Source organism: Luteimonas terrae (genome assembly GCF_004358165.1).
Classification (GTDB): domain Bacteria; phylum Pseudomonadota; class Gammaproteobacteria; order Xanthomonadales; family Xanthomonadaceae; genus Luteimonas; species Luteimonas terrae.
The window spans coordinates 222493-234332 of the sequence record NZ_SMTG01000005.1; the positions used below are offsets into that span (position 1 = coordinate 222493).

Here is an 11840-nt window from a genome sequence, read left to right on the forward strand (position 1 = left end):
CGGCAAACGGCGGCGGACCGGACACGCGGGCGCGTTTGTTAAGGTGTGCGGTCTTCCAGCTGGACGCCCGCATGACCTCGACGCCCGGAACCGGCGATATGCCGTTGCATACCAAGATGCTGATCGGCTTCGTGATCGGCACAGCGGCAGGCCTCGCGGCGAATTTTCTGGTAGCCGAGGCCGGCTGGCTCGACGCGCTGATCACCTACGTCGCCGATCCGGTCGGCCAGATCTTCCTCCGTCTTCTGTTCATGCTGGTGATCCCGCTGGTGTTCTCGGCGCTGGTGCTCGGCGTGGTCGAGATCGGCGACCCGGCATCGCTGGGCCGCATCGGGGTCAAGACGCTGGTGTGGATCGTTGCCGTGACGACGATCGCGGTGACGATCGGCCTGCTCGCGGTGAATCTGTTCCAGCCGGGCCAGGGCATCGACCCGCAGATCGCGCAGACCCTGCTGGCGCAATCGTCCGACCGGGCCACCGAGATCGCCGGCGCGCGCGAGGGCGTCTCGGGCGTGCAGGTGCTGCTCAACATCGTGCCGCGCAATCCCGTCCAGGCAGCGGCACAAGGCGATCTGATCGCGGTGATGTTCTTCGCGCTGATGTTCGGCATTGCCGCCACCGTGCTGCGCACGCCGGGCACGCGCAGTTTCGTGGGCGCGGTGCAGGGCATCTACGACATCTGCCTGAAGCTGATCGGCTGGGTGATCGCGCTGGCGCCGTATGCGGTGGCCGCGCTGCTGTTCTCGATCACCGCGCGCCTGGGCGTGGATGTGCTGGTGCAGCTGGCGCGCTTCGTGGGCACGGTGATCGCGGCGCTGGGTGTGCACTTCTTCATCGTGATCCCGATCCTGCTGTGGATCTTCGGCCGCATGACGCCGCTGGCGTTCTTTCGCGGTGCGCAGCCGGCGTTGCTGACCGCGTTCTCGACGTCCTCGTCCAGCGCCACCCTGCCGACAACGCTGAAGGTGACCGAAGAGAATCTGGGCGTGCCGCGACGCGTCGCGCGCTTCGTCTGCACGCTGGGCGCGACCGCCAACATGAATGGCACGGCGCTGTTCGAAGGCATCACGGTGCTGTTTCTGGCGCAGTTTTTCGGCGTCGAACTGGGGATGGGTCAGCAGGCTTTGATCCTGCTGCTGTGCATCCTGGGCGGCATCGGCGCGGCCGGCGTGCCGGGCGGCTCGCTGCCGGTGATCGCGATGATTCTGGTCATGTTCGGCATTCCGCCTGAGGGCATCGGCCTGATCCTCGGCGTCGACCGCTTGCTCGACATGTGCCGCACCGTGGTCAACATCGGCGGCGACATGGCCGGTTCGGTGGTCATCGGCCGCAGCGAAGCCGGCCACGAGGCCACAACGGTGGACGCGGCGGTGCCCGCGCAGGCGGACTGAGCGCCGCCCGCCGCTCCGCGCCCGGCAGCGGCGCGGCGCTCGTGGGACAATAGCGGGCTCCCGCCCGCCGCCGCCCGTCCCCGAGACCCATGACCACGCCGACCCGTCGCGAACTCGCCAACGCCATCCGTTTCCTCGCCATCGACGCCGTCGATGCCGCCAAGTCCGGTCATCCCGGCATGCCGATGGGCATGGCCGACATCGCCGAGGTGCTGTGGAACGACCACTACAGCCACAGCCCGGCGAACCCGCAGTGGCTCAACCGCGACCGCTTCGTGCTGTCGAACGGCCACGGCTCGATGCTGCAGTACGCGCTGCTGCACCTGGCCGGCTACGACCTGCCGATCGAGGAACTGAAGAACTTCCGTCAGCTGCACAGCCGCACCGCCGGTCACCCGGAGCGCCACGAAACCCCGGGCGTCGAGACCACCACCGGCCCGCTCGGCCAGGGCCTGGCCAATGCGGTGGGCTTCGCGCTCGCCGAGAAGCTGCTGGCGCAGCGCTTCAACCGTGACGGCTTCGATGTCGTCGACCACCGCACCTGGGTGTTCCTCGGCGACGGCTGCCTGATGGAAGGCGTCTCGCACGAGGCCGCGTCGCTGGCCGGCACACTGGGCCTGGGCAAGCTGGTCGCGTTCTGGGACGACAACCGCATCTCGATCGACGGCAACACCGAAGGCTGGTTCACCGACGACACGCCGGCGCGCTTCGAGGCCTACGGCTGGCGCGTGATCCGCGGCGTCGACGGCCATGACGCCGAGGCCATCGCTGCCGCCATCGCCGACGCCAAGGGTGATGCGAGCAAGCCGGTGCTGGTCTGCTGCCGCACCACGATCGGCTTCGGCTCGCCGAACCGTGCCGGCAAGGAGTCCTCGCACGGCGCGCCGCTGGGCAAGGACGAATCCGATGCCACGCGCGCCGCGCTCGGCTGGACGCACGCCGCGTTCGAAGTGCCGCAGCCGATCCGCGATGCCTGGCACGCCGTCGAGGCGGGCAAGCAGCGTGAGGCCGCGTGGGACGCGCTTTTCGCCGGCTACCAGGCGCAGCACGCCGAGCTCGCCGCCGAATTCCTGCGTCGCTCGAACGGCGACCTGCCGGCGAACTTCGAAGCCGACGCCGATGCCTTCATCGCCAGGCTGCAGGCCGACGGCCCGACGATCGCGTCGCGCAAGGCATCGCAGATGTCGATCGAGACCTTCGCGCCGCTGCTGCCGGAACTGATCGGCGGCTCGGCCGACCTCGCGCATTCCAACCTGACCACATGGAAGGGCAGCACCTCGGCCGCCGGCACCGATGCCAACGCGAACTACGTCTATTACGGCGTGCGCGAGTTCGGCATGAGCGCGATCGCCAACGGTCTGGCGCTGCATGGCGGCTTCATTCCGTTCGACGCCACGTTTCTGGTCTTCAGCGATTACGCGCGCAATGCCGTGCGCATGAGCGCGCTGATTCCGGCGCATGCGATCCACGTGTACACGCACGACTCGATCGGCCTCGGCGAAGACGGCCCGACCCACCAGCCGGTCGAGCATCTGGCCTCCTTGCGCTACATCCCGAACAACGACGTGTGGCGCCCCTGCGACGCGGTCGAGTCGGCGGTGGCGTGGAAGTCGGCGATCGTCCGCCAGGACGGCCCCAGCTGCCTGGTGTTCTCGCGCCAGAACCTGCCGCACCAGACGCGTGATGCGGTGCAGGTCGGCGACATCGCCCGCGGTGGCTACGTGCTGAAGGATTCGGCCGGCACGCCGGAGATCATCCTGATCGCCACCGGCTCGGAGGTGGGCCTGGCGATGGACGCCGCCGCGCAGCTCGGCGACGCCGTGCGCGTGGTGTCGATGCCGTCGACCGACGTGTTCGACCGCCAGGACGCCGCCTATCGCGAATCGGTACTGCCGAAGGCCGTGCGCAAGCGCGTCGCGATCGAGGCCGGCGTCACCGGTTTCTGGCGCGCCTACGTGGGTCTGGACGGCGCGGTGATCGGCATCGACAGCTTCGGCGCCTCGGCGCCGGCCGACCAGCTGTTCAAGCACTTCGGCATCACCGTCGACAAGGTGGTCGAGGCGGCGAAGGCGCTCTGATCGCCGGCATCCCCCGATACGAAGACGCCCGCGCAAGCGGGCTTTTTCGTGTCTGTAGGATGGGTAGAGCGCAGCGAAACCCATCATTGCCATTTGCGCGCTCGCGGCGCCGACAAGCGGAATCTACTTGTCACGCGCTGATATGCCAGCGCCGTGGCTCGAATGCTGTCCTCGCCGGTTGTTCCGGCAAACGGATGTCCCGCAATGATGGGTTTCGCTTTGCTCTACCCATCCTACGAACGCGCCTCAGTTCTTTGGCTTGTCGTGCTTGCTGCCGCCGCGACAGTGCGGTGAGTCGGGTACGAGCACCTCGGCCGCCCATTCCTCGGGCGTGAACGTGTGCAGCGCCAGCGCATGGATCTGCTGCATCTGCGCGCCGAGCGCGCGATAGACGGCCTGATGCCGCTGGATCGCGCGCTTGCCGTCGAAGGCCGCGCTGACCACGACCGCCTTGTAATGCGTTTCCAGCCCGCGGCTGTGCATGTGGCTCTCGTCCTGCACGTCGAGATGCGTGGGCTGCAGCGCGGCGAGTGCGTCGCGAAGCTGGTCGGCGCGGGTGGTCATGGTCGGGTCCTGCGAACTGTCGTGCGGCGACGATCGAAATGGTGGCGGCCGCGAGGATCGCAAGCCGCCGGTGTTCATGCCGCCGATGTCGGCCGCACCACGTCCTCGGCCGCCGCGCGCGCGGTGCGCCGCAGGCCCAGCGACACCAGCCGCGCCATCAGATGTTCGTCGAGCCCGCGTGGCGCCTGCAGCTGCATGCGCGCCAGTGCCGGCGTGTCGTCGCCGATGCCGGCGCGCAGCGCTTCGAATACCGTCGCCAGCTTCCCGCGGCGCGTCGCGGTGCGCGTGCGCAACCAGGCCAGGGCGCGCAGCAGACGCTGTTCGACGACGTCGAAGTCGCTGCCGAGCGGGTAGTCCGGCAGGCTGCCGTCGCGGCGCAACGGCGCCAGCGCGGCGCGCAATGCATCGGGCGTGTTGCGGGTTCGCCATGTCTCCGGCGCGACGAAGCGCGCGTCCAGCTTGCCGGCCGCGCGCGCCCGCTCGAGCAAGCCGTCCTGGTGCGGTGCCTCGGCAATGCGCACCATCGCGCGTACGCAGTCCTCGTCGGTCGCGCCGCGGATGTCGGCGATGCCGTACTCGGTGATGTAGACGTCGCGCAGGTGCCGCGGGATGGTCGTGTGGCCGTAGTGCCAGCGGATGTTGGCCTCGCGCCCGCCGCCGGCATCGCGCGCGGCGCGCAGCAGCAACACCGAGCGCGCGTCCGGCAGGGCGTGGCCCATCGCGACGAAGTTGTACTGGCCACCCACGCCGGACACCACGCGGCCGTCCTCGAGCCCGTCAGACACTGCCGCGCCGAGCGCGGTTGCCATCATGCAGCTGTTGAAGAAGCGCGCGTCGCGGCGCTGCAGACGTTCCAGGCCCTCGTCGAGCCCGTACAGCGCGTTGACCTCGCCGACGCGACGCATGCCGATGCCGCGACGCGTGTCGTCGTCGAGGCCGCGCAGCCAGGCGTAGAAATCCGGCGAGCCCAGGTAGAAGGCGCCGTGCAGGAATTCGCCGTCGCGGTCGATCAGTTCGCGGTCCAGCGCGCTCAGCGTGCCGTCGTTCGCGCGCCGCATCAGGCTGGCCTTGTCGACGACGCGGCGCTTGATCACGCCCACTTCGACCAGCCGCTTGAAGCCTTCGTTGATCATCTCGCTGCAGCCGTACAGGCCGGTCTCGAACGGCTCGAGGCCGCCGACGGCCTGCACCGCGGGGTGCTTGGCGAGATCCGGATCGAGCGCATGCAGCACGCCCCGGTAGGCGGCGTTGTCGGTGTGGCGCAGCGCGAGTGCGTGGCACAGCGCGTCGGCCAGCGCACCGATGCCGATCTGCAGCGTGCCGCCATCGCGGACCAGCGCGCTGGCGTAGAAGCCGATCGCGTAATCGGCATCCGAGACCGGCTGGCGCGGCAGCCCGAACAGACGCGGGTAGGGCGGCGGCGGTGCGATCACCACGTCGAAGAACGACGCGTCCACCGCGGCGGTGCCGTCCAGCCACGGCAGGGCCGGGTCGACCTCGCCGACGAGCAGCGGCCGCGGATGTCCGGCGGCCACCAGCGCATCGATCGCGTCGAAGGTCAGGTCGGTGTTCGACGACAGCGAGAAGCGCGTGCCGTCGTCGTTGGCCGCGACCTTCTGTACCAGCACGTTGACGCCGCGATCGACCAATGCGCGCGCCACGTGCGTGTAGTTGAGGCTGGCGTAGCGGCGCTGTGCCTGGCTCGAGCGCAGCATGGCGCCGGACTGCATGTAGAACTCTTCGATCTCGACATGCGGCGGCAACGCATTGCGCCGCAGCGCGTCGACATACTTCAGCCGCACAAAGTCCTCGCCGAAGTGACGTTTCGCGAACGGCCCGATGAAACGGCCCTCGAGATCACTGCCGCCCGAGGGCGGGTCCAGCGACAGCGCGGTGTAGAGCGTGAACGGTCGCGTGGGATCCGCCACCGCCGCGTCGTAGAGCGCATTGAGCAGGCGATGCGGCTTGCCGATCCCGAGTGGCGCACCGACGTGCAGGGCGCCGTCGACGTGCGCGCGGATGCGGCTGACGGCGTCTTCGATGGAGTCGACGTAGGCGGTCATGGCACGAGGATACGCACGCGCACGTGAATAGGTGGCGCCTCACGCGTCGTGCCCGATGGTGTCGGAACCCGGAAGCGCCGGGTTGCCGACGTACGCGCCTCAGCCGGCAGGCGCGGCGCCGGGTTGCACGCGGATCGCATCGGTATCGGCAGCGATCGGCGTCGAGGATTCCTGTGCGATCAGTTCCAGCACGGTCCGCAGCGGCACGCGGTCGAAATTCATGGTCACCTGCCGGTCCAGATCGATCCGGGCGTCCCGGGCGATCTCGAGCGGCACGCCACTGATGGACGCAAGCCGTTCGAGCACGTCACCGATGCGTTGATCCTGTGCATGCAGGACCAGTTCGGCGCGATCGCCCGTGCTCGCATAGCCGGTGCCCGAAACGAACTCCGCATGCAGGCGGCGATCCGGCGACGCATCCGCAGCCTGCGCGGCGGTCGGTGTCGACGTGCCCGGCGCAGCGGCGGCCTGCGGGGCGTCGTCGCGGCAGCCGGCCAGCGTGCCGACGGTGAGCAGGCACAGCAGCGCGTTCGAATGCAGGCGGCGGGCGTGATGCATGGACGCCTCCTCGTTCCGGAATGCAGCGGCGGGCAGGCGCTCACCTTAGCGTCGCCGATGGCCGACGCCGTTCACGAGTCCAGCATGTCCGGGCGGAAGAGCGCACGGCGCCTGCGCTCGTCGCCGCTGACCATGAAGCAGCCATCGCCGCGATAGTGCACGGTGCGCGGCCACTTCGGCCGTCTGGCGGCGTGCGCGGCGACGACGCGCCAGACGAACAGCGGGTAGTCGGCGGTGATGCGGGTCTCGTGCAGCACGCATTCGAAACGCGCGTGGCATTCGCCGATGCCGGGAGCATCGACGTGCGCGCTGTCGACCGCGGCCAGTCCGAAGCGCTCGAACTTGTCGGCTTCGGCGCTGCTGCAGTTGCCGATGCGGATTACCGTGTCGAGCAGGTCTGCGGTCGGCAGGTTGATCACGCATTCCCGGCTGCCGCGTGCGAGTGCGTGGCTGCGGTTGCCGGGGTCGATGTAGGTGCCGACGAGGTCGTAGCCGAGCATCATGTGCCAGCCCAGGGTCATGATGCCGCGCTCGCCCTTGTGGGCGCTCGACAGCAGCACGACCGGGCCGGGTTCGAGGAAGCGGCGCGCCTGATCGGGTGCGATCGCATGCGTGCGGGGCATCGGCGTGACCTGTGTGGGGGCGCGTGATTGACGCGCCGCGCCGGTGAACGCTGCGTCAGTCCAGCGTATGCACCACGTCCGCCAGCCGCCGTACGTCGTCGCTGGTGTGGCTGACGTAGAGCATCGGCAGGCGCACCTCGTCGCGCACGCGCTGCAGCCAGGGAATGAGTTCCTCGCGCCGCGCTTCGTCGAGCGCCGACAATGGCTCGTCGAACAGCAGCAACGCCGGCTGCGACAGCAGGGCGCGACCGATCGCCACGCGCTGCGCCTCGCCGCCCGACAGGTTCGCCGGCCGACGTTGCAGCAGGCCGTCGATGCCGAGCAGCTCGATCACCTGCTCGAACGCGAAGGTGTCGGCGCCGGCGTGGTGGCGGCCGAAGCGCAGGTTGCGCGTCACGTCGAGGTGGGGAAACAGCCGCGCGTCCTGGAACACGTAGCCGATGCGGCGGCGATGCGTGGGAACGTCGATGCGTGTGGCGCTGTTGAACAGCACGCGGCCGTCGATCTGGATGCGGCCCGCGCGCGGACGCACGAGTCCGGCGATCGCATTGAGCACGCTGGTCTTGCCGGCGCCCGAGGGACCGGTCAGCGCGACGACGCGCTGCGTGGCCTCGATGCGGACGTGGCGGGCGAACTGCCCGCGGCGCAGGTCGATGTCGATGTGCAGCATCAGTCGTGCACCTCGCCGCGCTGGCGCCTCACCAGCCATTCGGAGGCCAGCAGCGCAGCCAGCGAGATCGCCACCGACACCACGGCCAGCCGCCAGATGCCGGCCTCGCCGTCGGGGACCTGCATCAGGTTGTAGATCGCGGCCGACACGGTCTGCGTTTCGCCGGGGATGTTGGACACGAAGGTGATGGTCGCGCCGAATTCGCCCAGCGCCTTGGCGAACGACAGCACCGCACCGGCGATCACGCCGGGCCACGCCAGCGGCAGCGTGACGGTGCAGAACACGCGCAAGGGGCTGGCGCCGAGCGTGGCGGCGGCCTGCTCGAGACGCCGGTCGACGTTCTCGATCGAAAGACGGATCGTGCGTACCAGCAGCGGGAATCCCATGATCGCGCTGGCCAGCGCGGCGCCGGTCCAGCGGAAGGCGAAGCTGACGCCGAGCGTGTCCTCCAGCCAGCGGCCGATCACGCCGTTGCCGCCCAGCAGCACCAGCAGTGCGTAGCCCACCACGACCGGCGGCAGCACCAGCGGCAGATGCACCAGAGCATCGAGCAGCGACTTGCCGAAGAAACGCCGGCGCGCGAGCAACCAGGCCACGGCGATGCCGAACGGCAGACTGCAGAGCGCCGCCGCGGCGGCGACCTTGAGGCTCAGGCGGATCGCGACGAGTTCGTCCGGCCCGAATGCGAAGAGCGACGACGGCGCCATCGATCAGCGGATCGAGAAACCGTGCTGGCGGAAGATCGCCGACGCGGCGTCGCCGTCGAGCCAGCGGACGAACGCATCGGCCTGGGCGTTGCGGCTGGCGGCGATGCGCGCGACCGGGTAGACAATGGCCGGGTGGCTGTCGTCCGGGAACGTCGCCAGCACCTTGACCCGCGGCTCGGCCTTGGCGTCGCTCCCGTAGACCACGCCCAGCGGCGCCTCGCCACGCGCGACCAGCGTCAATGCGGAGCGCACGCTATCGGACTCGGCGACGCGCGGCCGCAGCGCCGACCACTGACCCAGATGTTCGAACGCGGCCTTCGCGTACTTGCCTGCCGGCACGCTGGCGGTCAGCGCCAGCGAGATGCGACCGCGCGGCCCGAGCAAGGGCAGCAGATCGATGCCGCGCGCCAGTGTCAGCGGCTGCGCCCGGCTGGCGGCCGGTGCCACCAGTACCAGCGTGTTGCCGAGCAGGACGCGGCGCGAGCCGGCATCGATGAGCTGTCGTGCCTGCAGCCAGTCCATCCATTCCAGATCGGCCGAGACGAAGACGTCGGCCGGCGCGCGCTGTTCGATCTGCCGCGCCAGCGCGGAACTCGCCGCGTACGACACGCGCACCGGCTGGCCGGTCTGCTGCTGGTACCGCGCAGCCGCGGCGTCCATCGATTCCTTGAGGCTGGCGGCGGCGAACACGGTGATCGGGGTGCGTTCTTGCGCGACCAGCGGCGATGCGACGATCAGGCCCAGCAGCAGGGCGGCGGTGGCGTGCAGCCAGCGGCGCGGAAAACGGAAGTGGTTCATGACGATTCCGGTAGACGGGTCAGGGCGCGGCGACAACGGTGATGCCTTCGACCTGGCGCACGCCGCGTGCCGGTCGCGCATCGTCGGGGACGAGCAGACGCAGCGGCCCGCTGGCCGCGTCGAGCGGCGCGTCGTCGCAACGGTCGACAAGGTAGACGCCACGGTTGCCGAGCGTCGCGTCGAGTTCGCCGAGCGAGAACACCGCGCGGTAGCCGTCGCGTGCGGTGACCAGCACGTAGCGGTCGAGATGGGCGCCGCGCAGCGGCGTGTCGGGCATTGCGCCGCTGACCTGCAGCAGCGCGGGCAGCGACACGCCTTCGCAGCGCAGCGTGCGGCCGTGCGCTTCGGCTTCAACCGTGTGGCGGGTCAGCGCGGCCCGCGCGGCCGGCGCCAGCGACACGACGACGGGCGAGGGATCAGAAGGCGAGGACGCGCGCTGGTGGGCGCCGTGCGCGTGGTCGCCCGGATCCTGCGCATGGGCAAGCGGCAGGCACAGCAGGAGCGGCAGCAGCAGATGGCGGGCGCGCACCATGGCGGATCCTTCGTTATGAACGCACGAGCATAACGATGCGGCCCGCGCCGGACAATCGACCACCCAGCCGGCAGTGGGGCGGTTCAGACGGTATCGATCGGCAGCTTGAGATAGCGCACGCCGTTGCCCTCGGGCTCGGGCAGCGCGCCGGCGCGGATGTTGGTCTGCACGGACGGCAGCAACAGGGCCGGCATCGGCAGGGTGGCGTCGCGGGCCTCGCGCAGGGCGACGAAGGTGGCCTCGTCGATGTGGTGGCCGACGTGGATGTTGTCGGCCTTCTGCGCGCCGATCGTGGTTTCGCAGGCGACGTCGCGTCCGCCGGGGCCGTAGTCGTGGCAGACGAACACGCGCGTGGCATCGGGCAGGGCGAACAGTCCCTGGATGGAGCGGTACAGCGTGGCCGCATCGCCGCCCGGGAAGTCGCAGCGGGCGGTGCCGCCATCGGGCATGAACAGCGAGTCGCCGGTGAACAGCGCATCGCCGATCAGGTAGGCGTTGCTGTCGCTGGTGTGGCCCGGCACCGGGATCACGCGTGCAGGCACGCTGCCGATGTCGAACGTCGCCCCCGGTTCGAACAGGCGGTCGAACTGCGAACCGTCGACGGGAAAGTGGTCCCCGAGGTTGAAGATCGGCCGGAAGGTCTTCTGCACGGTGCGGATGCCCTCGCCGATCGCAAGCCGCGCGCCGGGCAATTGCACGCGCAACCAGTCGCCGGCCGACAGGTGATCGGCATGCGCATGCGTTTCGAGAATCCACTGCACGTCCAGGCCATGCGCGCGGACGTATTCGAGCAACACCATCGCCGAGGTCGTCGAGGTGCGCGCCGCAGCCATGTCGAAATCCAGCACCGGGTCGACGATCGCCGCCGCATTCGACGCCGGATCGCGGACCACGTAGCTCCAGGTGCCGCTGCCGCGGTGATGGAACGGGGTGACGTGGGGGATCGCCATGCAACCTCCTGTGGCCGGATGTGCCGTGCCGTGGGCCGATCCTAGTGCAGGTGCCGGCCCGGGCTGTTGCAGCGACGTGCGCTCAGCGTTCCGCAGGCGCGGCCAGCGCCGTGTTGAGCAGCGCGGCGAGTCGTGCGCCGCCGTCGCGCAGCTGCTGCTCGATGCGCGGCAGCTGGGTGGCGACGTAGTCCGGCCCGACGCGGGCGCTCTGCGGATAGACGCCCGGCGCGATGGCGATGCGGCACGAGGCCTGCGCCCACTGCGCCGCAGGCGGCGGCAGACGCACGCGGCCGGCGGCGTCGCGCGAGGGTGCACGCGCGCCGATGCGCGCCAGCCAGGCGTCGCCCGACAGGCGCTGGCTGTTGAGCATGCCGCTGTCCCAGAACGCATGCAGGTTCGTGCCGCGGCCGTCGAAGTTGATCTGCTCGTGGTTGCCGCCCAGGTCGTGACCGTAGCCGGCATGCATGGGCTGGTGCACGTCGCCGGTGAAATGGACCACGAATTTCAGCGCCTGCGCGCGCTCGGCGCGCGGACGTGTGCGGTCGGCGAGGATCGCGGTCTGCGTGCGCAGCGCTTCGATCACGCAATCGCCGTTCGGACAGTCGCGCCGCGGCGTGTAGCGGCAGTTCGATTCGGCGATGTTGACGTAGTGCCACTTCGCCGAACGCTTGCCGAGGTCCGGATCCTGCTCGCGCAGTTCGTCGGCCCAGCTGGCGATGCCGGGCAGGGTGGGATCGGCCTCGCCAGCGAGCAGCCGATCGACTTCCGCGCGCGCAGACGGCGTCAGGTCGCGCTCGGCGATCTGCGCGACCAGACGGTGGCCGAGCTTGCCCCAGGCGTGGGCGGGAGACGGAAGGGCGAACGCGGCCAGCAGACCGCCGCAGAACAGGATTCGACGCAGCATGG

12 protein-coding genes are annotated in these 11840 nt (G+C 69.9%); 2 read left to right on the forward strand and 10 right to left on the reverse strand.

Annotated features, from left to right (window positions below):
* Positions 1-71 precede the first annotated feature (71 nt).
* The gene (locus E2F49_RS13000; RefSeq protein ID WP_208004901.1) at positions 72-1391 is read left to right on the forward strand and encodes a dicarboxylate/amino acid:cation symporter; all 1320 of its coding nucleotides are present in this window, start codon (positions 72-74) and stop codon (positions 1389-1391) included.
* 89 nt (positions 1392-1480) lie between these two features.
* Positions 1481-3469, forward strand: a complete 1989-nt coding sequence (tkt, locus tag E2F49_RS13005; protein ID WP_133394273.1) for a transketolase — start codon at positions 1481-1483, stop codon at positions 3467-3469.
* 246 nt (positions 3470-3715) lie between these two features.
* Here the strand turns inward: tkt and E2F49_RS13010 are convergent, their stop codons facing one another.
* The 10 genes from E2F49_RS13010 to E2F49_RS13055 all read right to left on the reverse strand — a co-directional run bounded on the left by E2F49_RS13010 (position 3716) and on the right by E2F49_RS13055 (position 11838).
* On the reverse strand, positions 3716-4033 hold the full coding sequence (locus E2F49_RS13010) for a BolA family protein (RefSeq protein ID WP_133394274.1): 318 nt from the start codon (positions 4031-4033) through the stop codon (positions 3716-3718).
* 74 nt (positions 4034-4107) lie between these two features.
* A complete protein-coding gene (locus E2F49_RS13015; RefSeq protein ID WP_133394275.1) occupies positions 4108-6096 on the reverse strand; it encodes an acetyl-CoA hydrolase/transferase C-terminal domain-containing protein in 1989 nt (662 codons plus the stop codon).
* 99 nt (positions 6097-6195) lie between these two features.
* Positions 6196-6654 (reverse strand): hypothetical protein, encoded by a 459-nt coding sequence (locus E2F49_RS13020; RefSeq protein WP_133394276.1) that lies wholly within the window; start codon positions 6652-6654, stop codon positions 6196-6198.
* A gap of 71 nt (positions 6655-6725) precedes the next feature.
* Positions 6726-7277 carry a flavin reductase family protein gene (locus E2F49_RS13025; protein WP_133394277.1) on the reverse strand — a complete coding sequence of 184 codons (552 nt, stop codon included), beginning with the start codon at positions 7275-7277 and terminating at the stop codon, positions 6726-6728.
* Between the two features lie 55 nt (positions 7278-7332).
* Entirely contained in the window at positions 7333-7947 is a 615-nt protein-coding gene (locus E2F49_RS13030; RefSeq protein ID WP_133394278.1) for a molybdenum ABC transporter ATP-binding protein, read from the reverse strand.
* Complete coding sequence (gene modB / locus E2F49_RS13035) at positions 7947-8654, reverse strand: molybdate ABC transporter permease subunit (RefSeq protein WP_133394279.1); 708 nt, start codon at positions 8652-8654, stop codon at positions 7947-7949. The genes E2F49_RS13030 and modB overlap by 1 nt, the downstream gene beginning before the upstream one ends.
* Positions 8655-8657: 3 nt before the next feature.
* Positions 8658-9452 carry a molybdate ABC transporter substrate-binding protein gene (gene modA, locus E2F49_RS13040; RefSeq protein WP_133394280.1) on the reverse strand — a complete coding sequence of 265 codons (795 nt, stop codon included), beginning with the start codon at positions 9450-9452 and terminating at the stop codon, positions 8658-8660.
* 19 nt (positions 9453-9471) lie between these two features.
* Positions 9472-9984, reverse strand: coding sequence for a molybdopterin-binding protein (locus tag E2F49_RS13045; RefSeq protein ID WP_133394281.1), 513 nt, complete (start codon positions 9982-9984; stop codon positions 9472-9474).
* Between the two features lie 83 nt (positions 9985-10067).
* A complete protein-coding gene (locus E2F49_RS13050) occupies positions 10068-10934 on the reverse strand; it encodes an MBL fold metallo-hydrolase (protein WP_133394282.1) in 867 nt (288 codons plus the stop codon).
* Positions 10935-11016: 82 nt separating this feature from the next.
* Positions 11017-11838 (reverse strand): S1/P1 nuclease, encoded by an 822-nt coding sequence (locus E2F49_RS13055; RefSeq protein ID WP_133394283.1) that lies wholly within the window; start codon positions 11836-11838, stop codon positions 11017-11019.
* Between the last annotated feature and the right edge of the window lie 2 nt (positions 11839-11840).